A 20,994-nucleotide genomic window follows, 5' to 3' on the forward strand; every position below is an offset into this window, starting at 1 on the left:
TGGTGCGCAGCCGCCTGGCCGCCGAGCCGAAGCTGGCCAACCGCCGCTACAAGCCGCCCGATTCAGACGCGTTGCCGCCCGCCCTCCAGGTCATCGCTGCCGCCAAGGAGGTCTCGCATCCAGACAACTAGACACCCTCTGCCGTCATGGCCGGGCCTGTCCCGGCCGTCGCGATGCGGAAAAGCGCTGCGCCCCAACCGTCGTCATCACCGGCACAAGGCCGGTGATGACGAAAAAGATCGGTGCATCCTAAAAAACTCGAGCATCGAAAAACACGGTTCCTCGGTTCCGCACGATGCGCTAGATCCCCAGCAGCTTCACGATCTCGCTCGCCCCGGCATTCGGCGACAGGGTGCCGTCCGCGATAGCCTTCTCGATCTCCGGTACACGCTGAAGCAAAGCCCGATCGTGATGAAGGCGTTCGTAGAGGCGCTCGTGAACGAGCGCCCACATCCATTTCGTATCCTGCGCCCGGCGCTTGGCCGACAGTTCTCCAGTTGCCTCCAGGCGCTTGCGGTGCTTCAGAACCTTGATCCAGAGCTCGTCGAGGCCCTGGCCGGTCAGGCCCGAGACCGTGAGCACGGGCGGTGTCCAGGTCGCAGAGGCGGGCGCCAGGATGTGAAGGGCGGCCTTGTACTCGGCGGCGGCGGCCTTCGCCTTCGCGCCCGCATCGTCGGCCTTGTTGACGGCGATCAGATCGGCGAGTTCCAGAATGCCTTTCTTGATCCCCTGCAGCTCGTCACCCGCGCCCGGCAGCATGAGGACGAGGAAGAAGTCGGTCAGATCCGCAACGGCGGTCTCCGATTGGCCGACACCCACGGTCTCGACCAGGATCACGTCGAAGCCGGCGGCCTCGCAGAGCAGCATCGTCTCCCGCGTCTTCGCCGCGACGCCGCCCAGCGTGCCGGAGGACGGGGAGGGGCGGATGAAGGCATCGGGGTCGACTGCCAGCCGCGCCATCCTGGTCTTGTCGCCGAGGATCGCGCCGCCGGTGCGCGTGGAGGAGGGATCCACCGCGAGCACGGCGACCCTGTGCCCCTTTTCGGTGAGCATGGAGCCCAGCGTATCGATGGCGGTGGATTTGCCGACGCCGGGAACGCCGGTGATGCCGATGCGCACGGCACGGCCGGTGCGGGGCATCAGTTCCTGAAGGAGCGCGCGTGCGGCCTCGCGATGATCCGGGCGGCGCGATTCCATCAGGGTGATGGCGCGCGCGAGCGCGGCCCGGTCGCCTTTTGCGACCATCTCGGCCGTCACAGCTGTTTTTGGTGAGCCCCCGGTCATGGGAGAGGTTTAGCGCATCTGCCCCATGCTTTCACCAAGTGATCGGGTCCATGCCGATTCGTCCCCAGGCGGGAATCTTGATGGCCGGGCGGCGCACGTCGATGCCGGCGACGAGGCCCATGAAGTCGATCTCGATCCCCTCGACCCAGCCAAGAGCGATGCCGGCATAGCCGCCGAGCGAGATCTGGATGCCGGTGCGGCTCGGGGTCAGCCCGACGATGTCGCGCCAGGGCTGCCAGTCCTTGCCGAGGGCTGTCGGCGGAAGCGCTGCGTCGAGTTCGGGAACCGAGCGAATAACATGCGCCACGAAGGTGTTCGAGTTCGGGCCAGGCCAGGCGTTGTAGGCGCCGAAGGTCTGGTAAGGGTAGCTCGCCACCGCCTGGCGGACCTGCGGGATCAGCCGCTCCGCCGCTTCGCCCTCGATCACCACGATGGGATGCGGCGCGTTGCCGAACCAGCGGCCGTCCGGCGCCCATCCGTTGGTGCGGACCGGGCTGCCCCAGCCGACCTTGTCGTAGCGGGTATAGGTGTTGGCGCCGGCCTCCTTCACGACCACCCAGGTATGATGGGCGAAGATGCCGCGCCAGCGGCCGACCCGCGCCGCATAGACCGCCACGATGGCCTGCGGCGCTTCGGACACGGCCGGCAGGAGCTTCGCGCTCGACCAGTCGGCGGCGCGCCAGCTCGGCGCGACATCGTCGCGCATAGCCCACCAGAGCGCATGAGCTCCCAAGGGCAGAAGAAACAAGCCGACGATGACAAGGAAAACACGGGAAAGGAAGGCAAGCATCGTGCCAAGGTACGGACGCTCCGCCAGAGCATCAAGGTGACATGCAGGCGCTCCCGTTCACCATTGGGTTACCATATTTCCGCTTCGACGCGTCTTCAGCGGGCCTCTGCCTTGCGCATGCCATGATCGAGGACAAAACGGCACTGCCCCCATTGTCTCTTGAAACCAGGCCTCATGCTCCTCCCCATTTCGCGCCTTGCTCTCGTGTGCCTTGCAAGCCTCGCTCTGTCCGGCTGCCTCGGAGAGGAATCGGCGCTCACCGCCCCGGTTTCATCGCAGGTCGGCCTCGCGCGCGATCCGAAGCTTCTCGTCGCGACCACACGGCTCCCGGTGGGCGATCCGCCGAAGAAGCCCTGGTTCAGCAGCGAGCGCTCTGCGGATCTGGTCTTCGCGGAAGCGCGCCTGACTCCGCCCTCCGATTCCCTCCTCGGACACAACGGCTGGAGCATCGCCAAGGTCGAGAACGTGGATCACAGCAACGCGGCGCAGGCCTTCGCCCAGGCGGCCTTCGGGCACAACCTGCTGCTCTACATCCATGGCTACAAGGAAAGCTTCGAGACCGCCGCGACCTCGACGATCGATCTCTCCGAGGGCATCAAGTTCGGCGGCGCGACGGGCCTGTTCACCTGGCCCTCCGCGGCGTCCACCTTCAGCTACGTGGCCGACCGCGAAAGCGCCATGTGGTCCCGCGACGCCCTGGAGGATCTTCTGACCGCCATTGCCAAGACACCGAGCGGCGGGCGCATCCACATCGTCGCCCATAGCATGGGCACGCTGCTCACCCTCGAGACCCTTCGGATGCTGCGTGCCTCGGGCGGGGAGAACGCCATGGACCGCATCGGCGCGGTGGTGCTGGCAGCCCCCGACATCGACATCGATCTTTTCGCCCGCGGCCTCGAGCGTCTTGGACCCGACGCCAAGAAGATCACCGTCATCAGCTCCACCAACGACCGGGCGCTCGCCGTCTCGAGCCGTCTCGCCGGCGGCATCATCCGCGCCGGCGCAGCCGACCGCGAGCGACTGGAATCCCTCGGCGTGCGCGTGGCCGATGCTTCCGAGTTCGGCGGCGGCATCATCAACCACGACCTTTTCCTGACGAACAAGGAAGTTCAGCAGGTGATCAAGCGGGCCATCGATCGGTCTTAGGGGGCAGGTTCATAAAGGACCAGCAGCTTTCCTTACGTCATCACCGGCCTTGTGCCGGTGATCCCGATAGTTTGAGGTCCGACGCTTCACAGGAACGGGATGGCCGGCACAAGGCCGGCCATGACGGAGAGGGGAGCGCATGATGAGCCGGACCCTTAGGATGAGGCTGACGATTCATGAACCAGCCTCCGAGGACCGTTGCTACTCCGCCGCCTGTTTCGGTTCGTATCCAAGCCGTTGATTGAGATCGTCGATCAGGTTCACGGCCGCATCGGCGATCACGGTGCCGGGCGGGAAGATCGCCGAGGCGCCGGCTTCGGTGAGCGCGTCGAAATCCTGCGGCGGGATCACGCCGCCGACCACGATCATGATGTCGTCGCGGCCAAACTTCGCCAGCTCGCTTTTCAGCTCCGGCACCAACGTGAGATGGCCCGCCGCCAGCGACGACACGCCGATGATGTGCACGTCGTTCTCGATCGCCTGACGGGCCGCTTCCGCCGGCGTGGCGAAGAGCGGGCCGATATCCACGTCGAAGCCGAGATCGGCGAACGCTGAGGCGATCACCTTCTGGCCGCGATCGTGCCCGTCCTGGCCCATCTTGGCGACGAGAATGCGCGGCCGCCGGCCGTCGTCGTGCTCGAACTGCTCCACCAGTTGGCGGACCTTCTCCACGGCAGGTGAAGCCATGCCGACCTCCCGTTTGTAGACGCCCGAGATCGCCCGGATCTCGGCGCGGTGACGGCCCCAGACCCTTTCCAGCGCATCGGAAATCTCGCCTACCGTTGCCTTGGCGCGCGCCGCCTGCACGGCGAGGTCGAGCAGGTTGCCCGCGCCGGATGCGGCCTGCGACAGGGCGGAAAGCGCTGCATCCACATCGGCCTGGTTGCGCTCGGTTTTTAGGCGCCTGAGCTTCTCGATCTGGCTGGCGCGCACGGCGGCGTTGTCCACTTTCAGGATGTCGATCACGGCTTCATCCGTGGTGCGGAACGCGTTCACGCCGACGATCTTCTGATGGCCGGAATCGATGCGGGCCTGCGTGCGGGCTGCGGCCTCCTCGATCTTCAGCTTCGGAATGCCCGCCTCGATGGCCTTGGCCATTCCCCCTAAGCTCTCGACCTCCTGGATGTGAGCCCAGGCCTTCTGCGCCAGTTCATAGGTCAGCCGCTCCACGTAGTACGAGCCACCCCACGGATCGATGATACGCGTGGTGCCGCTCTCCTGCTGCAGGAAGAGCTGCGTGTTGCGCGCGATGCGGGCCGAGAAGTCGGTCGGAAGAGCGAGCGCTTCGTCAAGGGCATTGGTGTGCAGCGACTGCGTATGGCCTTGCGTCGCCGCCATCGCCTCGATGCAGGTGCGCACCACGTTGTTGAACACGTCCTGCGCGGTGAGCGACCAACCGGAGGTCTGGGAGTGCGTGCGCAGCGGCAGCGACTTCTCGGATTGCGGGTTGAACCCCTTCACGAGCTTGGCCCAGATGAGGCGCGCGGCGCGCATCTTGGCCACTTCCATGAAGAAGTTCATGCCCACCGCCCAGAAGAACGACAGGCGCGGCGCGAACTGGTCGATGGTGAGACCCGCCGCGATGCCGGCGCGGATGTACTCGACGCCGTCGGCCAGCGTATAGGCCAGTTCCAGATCCTGCGTCGCGCCCGCCTCCTGCATATGATAGCCGGAGATCGAGATCGAGTTGAATTTCGGCATGTTCGCCGAGGTATAGGCGAAGATGTCCGAGATGATGCGCATCGACCCTTTCGGCGGGTAGATGTAGGTGTTGCGCACCATGAATTCCTTGAGGATGTCGTTCTGGATCGTGCCCGAGAGCTTGTGCGGCGGCACACCCTGTTCCTCGGCGGCCACGATGTAGAGCGCCAGGATCGGCAGCACGGCGCCGTTCATGGTCATCGACACGCTCATCTGGTCGAGCGGGATGCCGGCGAACAGCGTGCGCATGTCGTAGATGGAATCGATGGCGACACCCGCCATGCCCACGTCGCCCGACACGCGCGGATGATCGGAATCGTAGCCGCGATGGGTGGCGAGGTCGAAGGCGACCGAGAGGCCCTTCTGGCCGGCCGCGAGGTTGCGGCGGTAGAAGGCGTTGGAATCCTCAGCCGTGGAGAACCCGGCATATTGGCGCACGGTCCAGGGCTGATTGACGTACATGGTCGGGTAGGGACCCCGCAGGAATGGCGCGATGCCCGGATAGGTGTCGAGGAAATCCAGCCCAGCGCGCTCCTCGGAGCCATAGGACGCCTTGACCGCAATGCCCTCCGGCGTCAGCCACGGCTCGGAGGCGGCTTGCGAGGTGGGTGCCAGGGGAGCGTCGGCGAAAGCGACGCTCGAAAAGTCCGGGATGCTGGTCATGGCCTTGGAACGGGTACCCCTGACGGATGAAACAATGTGAACGGCTTCATTTTAGGGCATCGGGCACCGGGATGCTATCGGCGCATGGTAGGGGCTGAACCGCTCCCGCAGGATACGATGTCATCCCCGGCGAGCGAAGCGAGGGAAGGGGATCTACGATCAAGCGTGGTGCCATGATTCCCTTCCCCTCCGCTGACGCTCCGGCCGGGAATGACAGCGCAATGTGTCATCCCCGCTTCTCCGCATTCCAATAACCCGAGCAGACCCGTCCGCCCGAGGTCGTCCAGGTGCCACGGCCGGTATTGCCCGACAGACGGCCGGAGACGTTGGCCCGGTCCTGACCGCGCGAGATGCTGGCGGACACAGAGCCGTTCGAACTCACCTGGCCGTTCACGTTGAAGTTTTCCGGTCCGCCATAGCGGGCGCGGCCGTTCTGGACGACGACCGCGTAGCGATACGCCCGGTCGCAGGCGCCTTTCTCCGTGACGACTTCCACGCTCCAGTTGCCGTCGAACCGGTCGGCTTGCGCATGAGCTTGGGGCGCAAGGGCGATGGCCGTCAGGGTTGCCGCGCCGAGCCAGGACATCACACCCATGGAACGCTCCGAAACATCGAGGGATGGGTTGAACCAACGTGAGGTTTTCAGGCGGGTTCCTGCAGGGCTTTTCAGCATTGCGTGAGCCACGAAAAAGCTGCGGCATCGGTGAATGCCACGGCTTCTGGAGCATCGATGGACGGGGCGGCCGAAGAGCCGAGAGGAGGCCCAAAGCCTCAGGCGCAGGCCTCGTCGAGAGCCCGGCTCAGTACCTCGAGAGTGTCGCACCCGGCATAGATGAACGTGGTGATACCGGCGCGGGTCAGCTCCGCCTCACGCTCACCCGGCCGCCCCGCAAGGGAAATGAGCGGCGATCCGGCCGAGCGCAGAACTTCTGCGGCATCAAGGGCGTGTTTCTCGTAAATTTCATCCGTCGAGCAGATGCAGGACAGCCTGGCTTTGCTTTCGATATAGGCTTGTCGGAGCTTGTCGTCGTCTGAAAAGCCATCGGTCATGACGGCTTCTATTCCGCCCGCCTCGAAGAAATTCTTGGCGAATGTGGCGCGGGCCGTGAAGGCCGAGATCGGTCCGAGATTGGCGAGGAAGACCCTGGGGCGTTCTCCGGTCTTGGCCCGATATGCATCGGCGCGATCGCGCAGGCGCTCGAAAGGCTCGGCCGTCCGGACGGAGGGCAGGGACGCGATCGAGACCGGCGAGGGGCCGGAGGCCGTGCCGGCGAGTTGGGGCAGGCTTGCGCCTTGTGCCGCCATCCGGACGAGAGCGGCGAAAGTCGTCTCTGTTGCCGCGACCTGCTCTCCTGCCGCTTGTGGGGAGGAGGGTGTGTGAGCGCAACGCTGGTCCAGTTCAGCGCCGTCACCCCCACCCCTGGCCCCTCCCCACAGGGGGGAGGGGAAAAGGACCGCCACATCCGCCTCATGGATGTTCGGGAACTCGCTCGTGCCGGTGATCGGCTCCTTGCGGGTGGCGACGGCCTTCTCCCGCTGTGCCCGCACGGCGGCGATGCGAGCCTGGAGCGTATCGCCTTTCAGGCTCTCCAGAATGCCACCCTCGCGCTCGATCTCCTGGAACAGCGCCCAGGCCTTTTCGCAGAGCGCATCGGTCAGCGCCTCGAACCCGCCGGCCCCTGCCGCCGGATCGGCCACACGGGACAGGTTCGATTCATCCAGCAGGATCAGTTGCGTATTGCGCGCGATCCTGCGGGCGAAGGCGTCGGGCAGACCGAGGGCCGCCGTGAAGGGAAGCACCGTGATGGCATCCGCTCCGCCGATGCCGGCGGAGAAGACCGCCACAGTGGTGCGCAGCACGTTCACCCACGGGTCGCGCCGGGTGGTCGTGCGCCAGGCGGTTTCCGCATGCAGGCGGATCGGCTTCGGCTCCAGGCCGCAGGCCTGCTCCACCCGCGCCCACAGGCGCCGCAGCGCGCGCAGCTTCGCCACGGTGAGGAATTCGTCCGCGTCGGCCACGAGCAGGAACGAGATCGCCCGGCGCGCAGCATCGAGGGAATGACCCCGCACTTCGAGCGCGCGCAGGGTGCCGATGCCCGTTGCGAGCACGGCGGCAAGCTCCTGCGCTTCGCTGGCGCCGGCCTCATGATAGACCCTGCCATCCGCCAGGAAGGCGCGGCCGGCAAAGCCTTGAGCGATCAGGTGGTCCAGCGTGTCGCCCATGCGCTGGGCCACGGCGTCCCACGAGGCGGACATCCGCCCTTGCGCGGCCATGGCGCCAATGGGGTCGAGATCGAGATCGAGGGAGAGGTCGGAGAGTTGGTGGCCGCGCCGTTCGGCCAGCGCCAGCACCAGCGCCGCCATCTGGCGGCCATGACCCCCTGCATCGACGCGCAGGTGGATGAGGTCGAGCATCACGCCCGCCAGTGCCCGGTCGAGATCGTCGAGATTGTCGATCCGCACGCCGAAGCCCCGGGCGGCGGGAGCCCTGCGGGTCACGAGCGTCAGCGCATCCGCGCCGCCTTCAAGATCGAGCAGGGCGAGCTCGTTGGCCTTGGCTGGATCGGGATGGTCGACCCGCTGCGATACCCGCCAGCGGCCGGCCTGCTCGCGCGCAATCGGCGCGGACCCTTCCGCCTTCGGATAGAGCGGCTGGATGGGGATGCCGTCATGGCTGCGGGACACTAGCTTCTGGAAGTCGGCGCTCTTCAGTACACCCTCGACCAGCTTGAGCCACTGCTCGCGGGTCGCTTGCGGAAAATCGGCGGCGAGGGAGAGATCGTCCATGGGTGTTCTCGTCCGGGAGAGGGCTGCTCAATTGCGCCGGACAATACCGGGATGGGGAGACGGTGGGAATGCCCCAAAGGACGGGGATTGCGCAGGCGTGCCGTCGTTCCTCCGTCGTCATGGCCGTCCCGGACTTGATCCAGGGATCAGTCCCGGCCATCCCGATCCGGAGAAGCGCCGCGCCGAGGGAAGCGCTCCGCTGTCATCCCCGGCGAGCGTCGGCGAGGGAAGGGGATCCACTCCCACGCTGACCGCCGATGGCTTTCCCGTCTCCTCCGCTGCGCGTCCTTCCGGGCATGACACCCTGCCCGTCATGGCCGGGCTCGTCCCGGCCATCCCGATGCGGTGAGGCTCGGTGCTTCATCCAATCGGGATCACCGCGACAAGGCCGGGGATGACAAGCGTGGAAGCTCAAACGAACTGCGACAGACCGGGGATCGAGCCGACGATGGGGCCCATCACGTCTTCGCCGGCTTTCTCGCGGCCATAGGCGAAGAGTTCCTTGCCGAGGGGCTGCATCTGACCCATGGAGACGCCGGCGCCCATGAGCTGGCCGCCGAGCGCCATCACCCCGCCGCCCATGGAGCCCACCATGCCCATGAGGCCGCCGCTGGCGCCGGTCTTGGACTGCTCGATGGCTTCCTCGGCACCCGGCAGGGCTGCAATCAGCTGGTTGACCTCGTTCTGCGGTCCCTCGTTCCGGAGGTAGCCCAGAATGATGCCGATCGCCTTCCGGGCGGTTGCCTGCTCGAGGCCGGTCGTCTGCGTCACGCGGGCGATGAGTTCTTCCATCTGATTCTCCTGAGACTGGAACTAGGCCGATAGTTCACAACTAAACCGTTAAATCAAGAAATCCGAGAGTGGAAACTCGCCACAAGGCATCTAAGATCCTTAGCGCATCGTGCGGAAAAGTGGATCCGGGTTTCCGCTTTAACGATGGGCACATTAAGAAGGAAGCATCGGACTGATGCCAAAAGTGCGATCCGCTTTTGGGCCCGATGCACTGGATTCTGGAGAGACACGATGCTCGAGGACGGGAAGATCTTCATCGGCAAAGGCACCAAGCCGGAATACCTGGATCTGAGGCTTGCCAACCGCCACGGCCTAGTGACGGGCGCCACGGGCACGGGCAAGACCGTCTCGCTCCAGGTGCTGGCGGAAGGGTTTTCCAACGCGGGCGTGCCGGTCTTCGCCGCCGACATCAAGGGCGATCTCTCCGGCATGGCCGCCCCCGGTAACGGCAAGGAGCCCCTGGTCAAACGGGCCAAGGAGATCGGAATCGAATACGTGCCGGACAAATTTCCGGTGGTGTTCTGGGACCTGTTCGGCGAGCAGGGACATCGCGTGCGGGCAACCATCTCCGAGATGGGGCCGTTGCTTCTCTCCCGTCTTCTCGACCTCAACGATACGCAGGAAGGCGTGCTCAACATCGCGTTCCGCATCGCCGACGAGCAGGGGCTTCTGCTGCTCGACTTGAAGGATCTGCGTGCTCTCCTGCAGCTCATCTCCGACAATGCCAGCGAGCTCACCACCACTTACGGAAATGTGTCGAAGGCGACCATCGGCACCATCCAGCGGCAGCTTCTCGTCCTGGAAAACCAGCAGGGCGACGAATTCCTCGGCGCGCCGGCGCTCGACATCAAGGACCTGATGCGCACGGATCGCGACGGGCGCGGCGTCGTCAACATTCTGGCGGCGGACAAGCTCATGAGCAATCCGCGCCTCTACGCCACCTTCCTTCTGTGGCTGATGTCCGAACTGTTCGAGGAACTGCCGGAAGTCGGCGATGTCGATCAGCCCAAGCTCGTCTTCTTCTTCGACGAGGCCCATCTTCTCTTCGACGATGCGCCGAAGGCGCTCGTCGATACGGTGGAGCGCGTGGTTCGCCTCATTCGTTCGAAAGGCATCGGCGTTTATTTCATCACGCAGAACCCGGTCGATGTGCCCGAGAGCGTGCTCGCGCAGCTCGGCAACCGGGTGCAGCACGCGCTTCGCGCCTATACCCCGCGCGAGCAGAAGGCGGTGCGCGTGGCGGCGCAAACCTTCCGCCAGAACCCGGCCTTCGATACGGAGAAGGCCATCACCGAACTCGGCGTCGGCGAGGCCCTGGTCTCGACCCTGGAAGGGAAGGGGGCGCCGTCCATGGTGGAGCGTACGCTGATCGCGCCGCCCATGGCGCAGGTCGGGCCGATCGAACTCACGGAGCGCCAGCAGATCATGGCTTCGAGCCCAATGAGGGGCAAATACGACCAGCTGGTCGATCCGGAATCCGCCTATGAGATGCTCGCCAAGCGCGCCGAGCAGGCGGCTGCCGAAGCCAAGGCGGCCGAAGGGGGCGGCGGCATTCTGGACATGCTCGGCGGGCTCTTCGGCACGACGGGCCAGCGCAAGGGATCGATGACCGTGACGCAGCGGGTGACCCGCGAGGTCACCCGCACGATCGTCAACCAGACGGTGGGCGGCCTGGCGGCCGAGATCGGCAAAACCATCGGTGGCCGCCAGGGCAGCTCCATCGGCCGCGCCATCGTGCGCGGAACCCTGGGCGGCCTCCTGCGGCGGTAAGGCAAAAATGTCACAATATCTCCTAATCGAGGAGAAACGCGGTAAGTGGATATTGGGTTTTGCAGCGTAATTATGTAAGGAAGTAGCAGGCGTATCTGCGTGAACCCATTCCGACCCTCTGATGTCCTCCAGTTTTTTCCACCCCTTCCCTCAGATCCGCTTGGCCGGAAGCCCCCTCGGCTTGGTCGCGGTTTCTATCGGGGTCATTGCCCTCTGCGGCGGGTTGGCATTCCGGGCCGGAACGAAGCAGATGAGGAGGCTCAGTTCCGAAACCTATGCGGAGGAGCGCCTGCCGCTGATCAACGCCCATCTCGACGAAGCCGGGAAGGGGTTCATCTTTCTCGCAGGTGATTCACACGCCGAACTGTTCAACGAAACCTATCGCCTGTGCGGCCGCGAGATGGTGAACGGCGGGATAAGCGGCGCAAAATCCGATCTCTACCGGGACTTCGCGCCGAGTCTCGAGTTCCGGTCTCGCCCGGAGGCGATCGTGCTCACGATCGGCACGAACAACCTGACCCGGAAAAGGGATCCGCTCGCACCGGCATCGCAGAACACGTATGAGCGCGACGTTTCGCAAATCCTCGCGACCTTCCGGAAATGGGCGCCTCGCGTGATCGTCACGGCCGTTCCACCGATCAGTTCTTTCAGGAACGGTTTCGAGATCCCGGCCGTTGCGGTCTATTCGGAGAAGCTCCGCAATCTGTGCGCCCGCGAGGGATGCGAGTTTGTCGATCCCTACGACTTCGCTCGTGAACGGGATGGAAGCACGGCTCAGCCCGGCACGATGCGAGACGGGGTGCATATGGCTTCGTACCGCGCCGTCCAGGCACGGCTTGGCGCCTTGCTGTGTCCCGGTGGCACCCTGCAACCCATAGCCATGAAATCCGCGCCGGCCTTGCAATAAATCCGGATCGGGCGCATGGAATCGGCAGCTTGACCCCAGTGAGTTGCATTCGTCCATGTCCCATCTCGATCAGGTTCTGCAGCGCATCGACACCGATCTCGACGCTTCCCTGGAGCGGCTGTTCCAGTGGCTGAAAGTTCCATCCATCTCCACCGATCCGGCCTACAAGGATCATTGCCGCATTGCCGGGCAATGGCTGGTCGATGAGCTGAAGAGCATCGGCGTCGAGGCCTCCCTGCGCGAGACGGGCGGGCATCCGGTGGTGCTTGGCCATGCCGACGGCGAGGCGAAGCTGCATGTGCTCTTCTACGGGCATTACGACGTGCAGCCGGTCGATCCGCTCGAACTCTGGGAAACGCCGCCCTTCGAGCCACGCATCATCACGCTTGCCGACGGCCGTAAGGCCATCAGCGCCCGCGGCTCCGCGGACGACAAGGGGCAGGTGATGACCTTCGTCGAGGCCTGCCGCGCCTGGAAGGCCGTGACGGGTTCGCTGCCGATCGACATCACCTTCCTTGTCGAGGGCGCGGAAGAGGATGGCTCCAAGTTCCTGCCCGAATTCATCGTTGCCAACAAGGACGAGCTGAAGGCCGATGTGGCCCTCGTCTGCGACACCGGCATGTGGGACCAGGATACGCCCGCCATCACGTCTTCCTTGCGGGGCATGGTCTATGAGGAAGTGATCGTGCGCTGCGCGGATCGCGATCTGCATTCGGGCGCCTTCGGCGGCGCGGCTCGCAATCCGATCCATGTGCTCTCGAAGATCATCGCGGCCATTCACGACGACGATGGTCGGATCACGATTCCGGATTTCTACGAGGGCGTGCCCGAAACGCCGACGCAGGTCCTCGATCAATGGAAGGGTCTAAATCTCACCGAGGAGGAATTCCTTGGCCAGATCGGCCTGAAGCATTCCGCCGGCGAGAAGGGACGCATGCTCATCGAGCAGATCCAGTCACGCCCCACCTGCGACGTGAACGGCATCATCGGTGGCTATACCGGCGAGGGCACAAAGACGGTCATTGCGGCCGAAGCCCGCTGCAAGGTCTCCTTCCGGCTCGTGGGCGATCAGGATCCGGCGAAGATCTCCGAGAATTTCCAGGCCTTCGTGCGCGAGCGCATTCCCGCCGATTGCTCGGTGGAATTCATCAAGCACAAGGGCTCGCGCGCTTTGGCGCTTCCGCACGATTTCCCGGCGATCACCGCCGCGAAATCGGCGCTGCACGACGAATGGAAGAAGGATCCGATCGTCATCGGCATGGGCGGCTCGATCCCGGGCGGCGGCGATTTCAAGCGGACGCTTGGCCTCGACACCCTCTTCGTCGGCTTCGGCCTCGACGACGACCGCATCCATTCGCCGAACGAGAAATACGACCTCAAGAGCTTCCACAAAGGCACGCGCTCCTGGGCGCGGATCCTGGCGGCTCTGGCGAAGTGAATTGTTTTACGTTCGGTGTTCCGCACACGTCATCACCGGCCTTGTGCCGGTGATCTCGCTTCGGTAGAGCGCAACGCCCTTCTGATCGGGATGGCCGGGACAGGCCCGGCCATGACGACGGTTCACACCAACTCCCCGAGCGACCTGACGACCGCACTCGGCGCAAGTTCCACATACTCCTCCGGCAGCCCAAGCCGGTTCACCCAGACAGGCGTGAAGCCGAATGCTGCGGCGCCTGCAATGTCCCAGCGGTTCGAGGAGACGAAGACGACTTCGGTTGCGGCGACGGGCAATGCCTGAAGCACGAGCTCGTAAGTGCGGGGGCTCGTCTTGAATACCTGTGCCGCATCGACCGACAGGATTGTATCGAAATCGTCGGCCAGACCTGCCGATGCGACCGCCGCGTTCAGCATGCTCGGATCGCCGTTCGACAGGATGCCCGTTCTCAAGCCTTGTACCCGCAGGGCACGCAATGTGTCCCGTACGTCCGGATAGGCATCCAGTTTGCGATATGCCTCCAGCAGGAGCGGTCTGATCGAACGATCGATCTGGGGAAACCGGGCAAAAGCATAGTCGAGTGCCTTCTCGGTCAAGGTCCAAAAAGGCTCGTAGCGGCTGGCGAGCGACAACACCCAGGAATATTCGAGCTGCTTCGCGCGCCAGATCTCGGAGAAGCGCGCCGCGTCCGGTTCGACGTCGGCCATGTTGCGGGCGACGGCCGAGTGCACGTCGAACAACGTGCCATAGGCGTCGAAGATGACGGCCTTGGCATGGGCAGGGATGATGGCTGAGGAGGGCATCCGGCAAGGTTCTCACTAGTGGCGATCAATGGCAATCCGACCAATGATCAGCCCTCCTCATGAAACCCATCACAAGTCTTTATGTCCCAATGGCCGAAGGAACGATTGACGGGTGGGCCCATAGGGGATTCGATGCGGCAGGCTTTCCGACCTGAGAGGATTGAGACAAGTGGCTTGGCATTCGCAGACCTGGAACTGGTTCAACGGCGCATGGCATGAGGGCAATCCGCCCCTGATCGGGCCGCGCTCCCATGTCTCCTGGCTCGGCTCGTCCGTGTTCGACGGCGCACGCATATTCGAGGGCGTCGCGCCCGATCTCGACCGGCATTGCGAGCGCGTGAACCGCTCGGCCCCCACCATCGGCCTCAAGCCCACCATGGATGCCCAGACCATGCTCGATCTCGTTCGCGAGGGCGTGAAGAAATTCGCTCCGGGCACGGCGCTCTACGTGAAGCCCATGTATTGGGGCGAGGCCGAAGGCTTGGCCACGATCGCGCCGGATCCGGAATCGACCCAGTTCTGCCTCTCGCTGTTCGAGGCGCCGATGCCGGTGCCGGGCGGGCTCTCGGTCATGAAGTCGAGCTTCCGCCGTCCGACCCTCGAATCCATGCCGACCGACGCGAAGGCCGGCGCGCTCTATCCCAACAATGCCCGCGTGCTTCGCGAAGCGAAGGAGAAGGGTTTCGACAACGCGCTTGTCTGCGATGCGCTCGGCAACGTGGCCGAGACCGGTACGTCCAATGTGTTCATGGCCAAGGGCGGCGTGGTCTATACGCCGTATCCGAATGGCACGTTCCTGAACGGCATCACCCGCCAGCGCGTGATCCAGCTCCTGCGCGACGACGGCGCCGAGGTGGTCGAGGGAACGCTGCGCTACGAGGATTTCGCCAATGCCGACGAGATCTTCATCTCCGGCAACTATTCCAAGGTGATGCCGGTGCTGCGCATCGACAGCCGCGATCTTCAGCCGGGCCCGTTCTATCGCCGGGCGCGCGAGCTCTACTGGGCCTTCGCCCATGACAAGGGGATCCTCAAGGCCGCCTGAGGCCACGCCGGGGCGAGATCACCTGCGTAAAAGACAACGGGCGCGAGTGGCTTTTGATAGCCTCTCGCGCCCATCTTGTTTGAGCGGCGTAGCTTTGAAATTCAGGCAGCCTTGACGCCGTGAAGGAAGGTCGAGACCTCGTGGCCGAGGTCTTCGGAATGACGGGCGAGTTCCTGGGCCACGCCCAACACTTGAGAAGCGGCAGCGCCGTTTTCCTGGGCCGCCTGCTGCACGCCGACGATATTGCCGGTCACCGCTTCCGTGCCACGCGCCGCCTCCTGCACGTTGCGGGCGATCTCGGCAGTCGCCGCGCCCTGCTCCTCCATGGCGGCGGCAATCGAGGTCGAGATCTGGCTCATCTCGGTGATCGTGCGGGCGATCTCCTGGATCGCCGAGACCGTCTGCTGCGTCGCCTGCTGCACCGAGGCGATCTGAGCCGAGATCTCCTCGGTCGCCTTGGCCGTCTGGGTGGCTAAGTCCTTCACCTCCGAAGCGACGACTGCAAAGCCCTTGCCGGCCTCGCCGGCGCGCGCCGCCTCGATGGTGGCGTTGAGCGCCAAGAGGTTGGTCTGGCCCGCAATGGTGTTGATCAGCTGCACCACATTGCCGATCTTCTCGGCGCTGGCGGCAAGCTCCTGCACCGTGGCGCTGGTGCGCTGGGTGCCGGCCACCGCCCGTTCCGCCACTTGCGAGGATTGCGCCACCTGGCTCGCGATCTCACGGATCGAGATCGACAGCTCCTCGGTGGCGGCTGCCACCGTCTGCACGTTGGCCGAGGTCTGCTGGGCCGCCGACGAGACGGTGACCAGCTGATCAGCAGCCTGCTCAACGCCCGTCGTCATGGTCTGCGCGGTGGCTTCCATTTCGGTGGCGGCCGAGGACAGGCCCTGCGTCAGGGCCGACACGGTGGCATCGAAGCGCTTCGTGAGCTGGTCGAGCACCTCGGCGCGGCGCATGCGGGCATCTGCATCCTGAGCGGTAGCGGCGTCTGCCTCATTCTTGGCAATCAACGCACCCTTGAACACTTGGAGAACCCTGGCGAGCATGCCGATCTCGTCGCCCTTGTGAGCATCCGTGACGTGGACCGCCAGGTTGCCGCCCGCGAGGTCCTGCATTTGGCCCGTGATGCGTGTCAATGGACGGGAGACGCCCGCAAGGACCCACCAACCTGCAAACACAAGAGCGATCGCGCTCAAAGCGACGACTGCGATGAACGCCATGCTGATCGTCAAGAACAGGCTGTTCGCTGCGTCGGCCCGCGCTTTCGCGGATTCAAGCTGGATGTTCACGAGTTTTCCGATGGCTTCGGAAACAGGATCGATAGCGGCATAGAGATCCGTCATCGTGAAGAATGTCAGGCTGACCTTGTCTTCCGCCTTCAGAAACTCCGTGAGCTTCTCGATTGCGGCATCGGCCTTTTTCATCAGCTCCTGAGCGTCCTGGGCAGATTTCAGTTCGCTCGGATCATCGATTTTCGCCTTATAGGCTGACCAGTGCTTGCCGATGTCCGCCCTCGCGACTTCAACGCCCTTCAGGGCATCGGCCCATCCCAGATTGTCATTGCGCACCTTATGGGAAGTATCGACGATGTTCACCGCGTAAAGATCGGCGACCATCTTCAGGTCGCGCAGGGGCACGACGCGATCCGCATAGATCCTGTCGATGGAATCATGCATCGATTGGGTCCCGAACCAACCTCCGCCGACTGCGGAGACGATCAGAAGCGCCAAGACACCAAAGACGAGAAAGAGTTTAGTCCGGATGGACCAGGATCGCAGCGAGAAAGACACGTGATTGCCCCATGAGAATATCTTGTCCTCGCAGGAAAGTATTTCATGAATTGTGAAACACGGAGTTAACCATATTCGCTCTTTTGCGGATGGGCTCGATGAGCGCCATATCGTCGTCGGCAACGACAACAATCTGCCCTTCTCCTCCAGCCGCGAGCCCGACAACGAATTCGTTCTGCTCGATGTCGCGGATCTGCTGAAGGCCCGGTGATATTTCCGTGTCATCCCCGGCGAGAGTCGGCCGGAAAAGTAACCTCACACGTCATCACGGGCCTTGTGCCGGTGATCCCGGTGTTGAGGAGCACGGCGCTTCTTCTGATCCGGATGGCCGGGACAGGCCCGGCCATGACGGAAGGGCCTCAGATCCGACATGGGCCGGGAACAACGCGAGGAACCGCCAACAAACTTGTGATCGCTCAGAACAACGGCCCTCCTTCAGAGCGCCCTAAATGGCTCCAGCATTGTGCTCAACGCTGGAGCCCTCGATGCGTTTTGTTCTGACAAGCCTTGTCGCTCTCGGACTCCTGACCGCCCAGGCATCCGCGGAATCGGTCGATCTGGAACTGGTTTTCGCCGCCGATGGCTCGGGCTCCATCGACGATGCCGAGTCGCGGCTTCAGCGGCAGGGCTGGGCCGATGCGCTGACGAGCCCCGATGTGCTCACCGGCATCAAGGATGGGCCCGTCGGCGCCATCGCGGTCGCCTTCATGGAATGGGGTGGGCCGAGTTCACAGGTCCTCATCGTCGACTGGCACGTGATCCGTGACGAGGCGAGCGCGAGGGTCTTCGCCGACAAGCTCATGAGCGCGCCGCGGGGAGCCTATGGCTACAACTCCATCTCCAATGCCATCGACTTTTCCGTGCGCCTCGTCGAGACAAACGCCCATGAGGGCACGCGCAAGGTCATCGACGTGTCGGGCGACGGTCCGAACATGAACGGCCGGTCGCTGGAGCAGGCGAGAGCGGATGCCCTGGCCAAGGGCTTCACCATCAACGCCCTCGCGATCCGTGGCAGCGGCCGTCCGGGTGGGCCCGGCGGCATGTCGCTGGAGGATTACTATGGCCAGAGCGTCATCGGGGGGCCTGGTTCCTTTGTCGAGATGGCCGATGAAATGCGCCCCTTTGCCGTAGCCGCCCGCCGCAAGCTCCTGACGGAAATCGCCGGAATGGACGGAGCCTCGCGCCACGCGAGCCGGTGAACCGGTTCGAACATCGGATCGATCCCAAAAGTGGGGTCCACTTTGGAGCCCGATACTCTAGAGTGGCCGGCATGGCGAATCTCGAAAACTGGATCATTGAACAGGGCTTGCGCGGCGCCGATGTCGGCTCATTGCTCTCAGGCTTCGCCGAGCGGCTCGTGACCGACGGGATGCCGCTGGTCCGGGTCTATCTCGCCCTGCCGACCGTCAATCCGACGATCCGCGTCTACACCCATGTCTGGACCCGCTCGGCCGGCCTGATGGTCGAGGGCGTCTCCCATGAGCGCAATGAACTTGCGTTCGATCGGAGCCCCTTCGCCTACATGATGCAGACCGAGCAGACGAGCTGCCATTGGCATGTCGATGATCCGAAAGACCGGCAGTTCGACGTATTCGACGATGTCAGGCGCGAGGGTGGGACCGATTATCTGGCGCGCCTCTTCAGCTTCGAGAACACGAGCGCCCCGGACCTCCGGGGTATCGGTATCTCCCTTTCCAGTAGCCGTCCCGTGGGGCTCCAGGCGGAGGAGATTGCCCGGATCGATGCACTTCTGCCCCTGTTGGGCCTGGCCGCCTATCGCATGACGCTGTTCGACCTCACGGTGGCCATGCTCGACACCTATGTGGGGCTCTCCGCCGGAAGACGGGTCCTGAGCGGCGAGATCCGGCGCGGGTTCGGCACGACCGTGACGGCCGCGCTCCTGTTCGCGGATCTGCGCGGCTTCACCAGTCTGGCCGACACCGCCGGCATGGACCTGATCGCCCGGCTCGACCAGCATCTCGAGGCCATGGCGGATCCCGTGGCGGAGCAGGGCGGTGAAGTGCTCAAGTTCATGGGAGATGGCGTCCTGGCGGCGTTTCCGATCACGGAGGAGCGTTCCCGCGAGAGCGCCTGCGCGGCGGCGATACAGGCTGCGCGAACGGCGCTCGAACGCAATGACGCCGTCAACCGCCTCCGTGCCGGCGAGACGCCGCTCAGCCTCGACATCGCGCTCCATTGCGGGGATGTATTCTACGGCAATATCGGTGCGGCCGGGCGACTCGATTTCACGGTGATCGGCCCCGCCGTCAACGAGGTCAGCCGCATGGAGGCCCTCTGCAGCGGCCTCGACTGCTCCGTCGTCCTGTCAGACAGCGTTGCCTCGGTGAGCCCGGTCCCCGTCCGCTCCCTCGGCCGACACCGCCTCCGGGGCATCGCGGCGGAACGGGAGCTGTTCACATTCACGACGTCAGGAGACTGAACACGGAGTCGGTTCGACAAGTCGCTCCAGAACGACTTGCGTGATCCGCGCGCAGCGGGCTCCTGCGAAGGGAAAGGCGTCGGTGAGTGCCGTCGAGAGGGTCTTGTCGAGGCTTTGCCTCAGGAGGCGCCGGGCGCGGTGAAGCCGTGTCTTCACCGTCTCCGGGCGCAGGCCGAGCTGACAGGCCGTCGCCTCGATGCTCATCTCCTCGATATCCCGTAGAACGAAGACGATGCGGAACGAGTCGGGCAACTGGTCAATGGCTCGTTCGATCAGGCGGCGGATTTCGGCACGGGCGGCGGCGGCTTCGGGATCGCCCTCCTGTCGGGCCGTGGGCAGGAAGATGACGCGGGCCTCTCCCTGGTCATCGATCGTGTCGATTTTCTTCAGCTCGACAGAAGGCCGCCTGTTCCGAAGTCGGCCCAGTGCCTCGTTGAGCGCGATCCGCGTGAGCCAGGTCGCAAGACGCGCCTCGCCACGGAAGCTGTCCAGATGGGTAAAAGCACGAAGATAGGCCTCCTGAACCGCATCTTCGGCCTCGGCATCGTCGCCGAGAACGCTGCGCACGATCCGGTAGAGCTGCCGGTTGTGGCGCTCCATGATCAGGCGGAGGGCCGCTCCATCCTGCCGCTTGGCCCGCTCGACCAGAGCCATGTCATCAAGGTTGTCCAACGACGGAGTTACGGCGGTCCCCGATTGCATGGGCAGTCTCCCGTGTCTTGCCATTAGATGGTCAGGCGTCTCAAACGTTCCCAGGTGATATGGACCGGTTTCACGTTCGGCGAACGGTGCCCCGCTGCATGATCTCGTCAATCGACGGGAACGCCTGCAAGGCGATGTCCGGGAGCGCCTGTGCAGCCGACCCGCCTGAAGGACGGCTGCCCGGATGCCCCACGACGATCCGCCCGACCATCCCGGCGTGCTCGTGCGGAATGCAGAAGAAATCGTACACGCCTTCCACCCTGAGCATGACCGAAAAGGCCTCATTGGGAAGGAGATAGTCCGAGTTCCAGGGCTCGGCACCCTCGGGGATGCGCAGCGGGCGCTCAAAATTGTTCGGATGATAGGCCGTCGCCGTATGCGAGTTTCCGGGATCCCGATTGACCCAGCGGATCGTCTGGCCGGGCTGGACGTGAAGGCCGACGGGATCGAACCATACATGCGAGCCGTCCGCCTTGCCCTGCATCCTGATCTCGACCGGTTCGCCGGCAAGGGACGGGCGGTACCATGCCAGACCGGCGAGGAGACCCCCGCCGATCCGCAGGACATGTCGCCGCGACGGCATCATTTTGCCGCCACCCGCGACTCGTCGGCCTTCGGCACATGCCACAGGACGACATGCGCATGGGGCTTCTCGACGCCGGGATGCCCGGCATTGAAATAGACGTCCACGTGGTCGACCTTGCCGCCGGGGGCCGCGAGATCGTCGAAGCGCTTGTCTTTGTTGGTGAGGTCCTCGATGGGGAGCATGTAGACCGTGCTGACGAGCCGTCCCTCACGGTCATAGGCTAAGGTGTTTGGTGGCGGAACGTTGTTGGGATCGGGTGCGTTACGCCATTGAGGAGTACACTTGGCGCTTTGACGGCCTGCGACGCCGAGCTTCTCACCGCAGGAGGACGTGATGCACTCCCTTCATCCGCA

Annotated in this window: 20 protein-coding genes and 1 pseudogene; 10 read left to right on the forward strand and 11 right to left on the reverse strand. The window is 64.3% G+C overall.

The window, feature by feature from the left end; translation table 11 throughout:
• Window positions 1-131: pseudogene (locus tag FS320_RS50825) on the forward strand (IS481 family transposase); the annotation flags it as partial.
• Between the two features lie 169 nt (window positions 132-300).
• Here the strand turns inward: FS320_RS50825 and meaB are convergent.
• Window positions 301-1,284, reverse strand: coding sequence for a methylmalonyl Co-A mutase-associated GTPase MeaB (gene meaB, locus FS320_RS21530; protein WP_152713999.1), 984 nt, complete (start codon window positions 1,282-1,284; stop codon window positions 301-303).
• Window positions 1,285-1,315: 31 nt separating this feature from the next.
• Window positions 1,316-2,074, reverse strand: a complete 759-nt coding sequence (locus tag FS320_RS21535; protein ID WP_152714000.1) for a DUF3750 domain-containing protein — start codon at window positions 2,072-2,074, stop codon at window positions 1,316-1,318.
• A 174-nt stretch (window positions 2,075-2,248) separates the two neighbouring features.
• Here FS320_RS21535 and FS320_RS21540 point away from each other — a divergent pair, with 174 nt between their 5' ends.
• Window positions 2,249-3,220: an alpha/beta hydrolase gene (locus FS320_RS21540; protein WP_152714001.1), complete on the forward strand. Its 972-nt coding sequence runs from the start codon at window positions 2,249-2,251 to the stop codon at window positions 3,218-3,220.
• A gap of 201 nt (window positions 3,221-3,421) precedes the next feature.
• Here FS320_RS21540 and scpA read toward each other — a convergent pair whose 3' ends face one another.
• The 3 genes from scpA to FS320_RS21555 all read right to left on the reverse strand — a co-directional run bounded on the left by scpA (window position 3,422) and on the right by FS320_RS21555 (window position 8,371).
• A complete protein-coding gene (scpA, locus tag FS320_RS21545) occupies window positions 3,422-5,584 on the reverse strand; it encodes a methylmalonyl-CoA mutase (RefSeq protein ID WP_152714002.1) in 2,163 nt (720 codons plus the stop codon).
• A gap of 226 nt (window positions 5,585-5,810) precedes the next feature.
• Window positions 5,811-6,179 (reverse strand): hypothetical protein, encoded by a 369-nt coding sequence (locus FS320_RS21550; RefSeq protein ID WP_152714003.1) that lies wholly within the window; start codon window positions 6,177-6,179, stop codon window positions 5,811-5,813.
• Between the two features lie 176 nt (window positions 6,180-6,355).
• Window positions 6,356-8,371: a methylmalonyl-CoA mutase family protein gene (locus FS320_RS21555; RefSeq protein ID WP_152714004.1), complete on the reverse strand. Its 2,016-nt coding sequence runs from the start codon at window positions 8,369-8,371 to the stop codon at window positions 6,356-6,358.
• Here FS320_RS21555 and FS320_RS21560 point away from each other — a divergent pair.
• Window positions 8,370-8,720 (forward strand): hypothetical protein, encoded by a 351-nt coding sequence (locus FS320_RS21560; RefSeq protein WP_152714005.1) that lies wholly within the window; start codon window positions 8,370-8,372, stop codon window positions 8,718-8,720. The two genes, FS320_RS21555 and FS320_RS21560, sit on opposite strands and share 2 nt — an antisense overlap.
• Before the next feature lie 62 nt (window positions 8,721-8,782).
• Here the strand turns inward: FS320_RS21560 and FS320_RS21565 are convergent, their stop codons facing one another.
• The gene (locus FS320_RS21565) at window positions 8,783-9,163 is read right to left on the reverse strand and encodes a DUF2267 domain-containing protein (RefSeq protein WP_152714006.1); all 381 of its coding nucleotides are present in this window, start codon (window positions 9,161-9,163) and stop codon (window positions 8,783-8,785) included.
• Between the two features lie 231 nt (window positions 9,164-9,394).
• Here FS320_RS21565 and FS320_RS21570 point away from each other — a divergent pair, with 231 nt between their 5' ends.
• The 3 genes from FS320_RS21570 (at window position 9,395) to FS320_RS21580 (ending at window position 13,278) form a co-directional block, all read left to right on the forward strand.
• Entirely contained in the window at window positions 9,395-10,933 is a 1,539-nt protein-coding gene (locus FS320_RS21570) for a helicase HerA-like domain-containing protein (RefSeq protein WP_152714007.1), read from the forward strand.
• Window positions 10,934-11,054: 121 nt separating this feature from the next.
• Window positions 11,055-11,840, forward strand: coding sequence for an SGNH/GDSL hydrolase family protein (locus FS320_RS21575; RefSeq protein WP_152714008.1), 786 nt, complete (start codon window positions 11,055-11,057; stop codon window positions 11,838-11,840).
• A gap of 55 nt (window positions 11,841-11,895) precedes the next feature.
• Complete coding sequence (locus FS320_RS21580; RefSeq protein WP_152714009.1) at window positions 11,896-13,278, forward strand: M20/M25/M40 family metallo-hydrolase; 1,383 nt, start codon at window positions 11,896-11,898, stop codon at window positions 13,276-13,278.
• 122 nt (window positions 13,279-13,400) lie between these two features.
• On the opposite strand, the gene FS320_RS21585 is transcribed toward FS320_RS21580, so the two are convergent.
• Window positions 13,401-14,078: a haloacid dehalogenase type II gene (locus tag FS320_RS21585; protein ID WP_152714010.1), complete on the reverse strand. Its 678-nt coding sequence runs from the start codon at window positions 14,076-14,078 to the stop codon at window positions 13,401-13,403.
• 169 nt (window positions 14,079-14,247) lie between these two features.
• Between FS320_RS21585 and FS320_RS21590 the strand changes: the two genes are divergently transcribed.
• Entirely contained in the window at window positions 14,248-15,123 is an 876-nt protein-coding gene (locus FS320_RS21590; RefSeq protein ID WP_162003139.1) for a branched-chain amino acid aminotransferase, read from the forward strand.
• A 101-nt stretch (window positions 15,124-15,224) separates the two neighbouring features.
• Here the strand turns inward: FS320_RS21590 and FS320_RS21595 are convergent, their stop codons facing one another.
• Complete coding sequence (locus tag FS320_RS21595; RefSeq protein ID WP_162003140.1) at window positions 15,225-16,913, reverse strand: methyl-accepting chemotaxis protein; 1,689 nt, start codon at window positions 16,911-16,913, stop codon at window positions 15,225-15,227.
• A 52-nt stretch (window positions 16,914-16,965) separates the two neighbouring features.
• On the opposite strand from FS320_RS21595, the gene FS320_RS50250 reads away from it, so the two are divergent.
• From FS320_RS50250 to FS320_RS21610, 3 genes are all read left to right on the forward strand, one after another.
• Window positions 16,966-17,124: a hypothetical protein gene (locus FS320_RS50250; protein WP_162562910.1), complete on the forward strand. Its 159-nt coding sequence runs from the start codon at window positions 16,966-16,968 to the stop codon at window positions 17,122-17,124.
• Window positions 17,125-17,398: 274 nt separating this feature from the next.
• Window positions 17,399-18,112 carry a DUF1194 domain-containing protein gene (locus FS320_RS21605; RefSeq protein ID WP_152714014.1) on the forward strand — a complete coding sequence of 238 codons (714 nt, stop codon included), beginning with the start codon at window positions 17,399-17,401 and terminating at the stop codon, window positions 18,110-18,112.
• Window positions 18,113-18,183: 71 nt separating this feature from the next.
• The gene (locus FS320_RS21610) at window positions 18,184-19,353 is read left to right on the forward strand and encodes an adenylate/guanylate cyclase domain-containing protein (RefSeq protein WP_152714015.1); all 1,170 of its coding nucleotides are present in this window, start codon (window positions 18,184-18,186) and stop codon (window positions 19,351-19,353) included.
• Here the strand turns inward: FS320_RS21610 and FS320_RS21615 are convergent.
• From FS320_RS21615 to FS320_RS21625, 3 genes are all read right to left on the reverse strand, one after another.
• Window positions 19,342-20,055, reverse strand: a complete 714-nt coding sequence (locus tag FS320_RS21615) for an RNA polymerase sigma factor (protein ID WP_152714016.1) — start codon at window positions 20,053-20,055, stop codon at window positions 19,342-19,344. The two genes, FS320_RS21610 and FS320_RS21615, sit on opposite strands and share 12 nt — an antisense overlap.
• A 70-nt stretch (window positions 20,056-20,125) precedes the next feature.
• Window positions 20,126-20,641: a plastocyanin/azurin family copper-binding protein gene (locus FS320_RS21620; RefSeq protein ID WP_162866294.1), complete on the reverse strand. Its 516-nt coding sequence runs from the start codon at window positions 20,639-20,641 to the stop codon at window positions 20,126-20,128.
• Complete coding sequence (locus tag FS320_RS21625) at window positions 20,638-20,823, reverse strand: hypothetical protein (RefSeq protein ID WP_420846759.1); 186 nt, start codon at window positions 20,821-20,823, stop codon at window positions 20,638-20,640. The genes FS320_RS21620 and FS320_RS21625 overlap by 4 nt, the downstream gene beginning before the upstream one ends.
• Between the last annotated feature and the right edge of the window lie 171 nt (window positions 20,824-20,994).

It is taken from the genome of Microvirga tunisiensis, assembly GCF_009296175.1.
GTDB lineage: Bacteria > Pseudomonadota > Alphaproteobacteria > Rhizobiales > Beijerinckiaceae > Microvirga > Microvirga tunisiensis.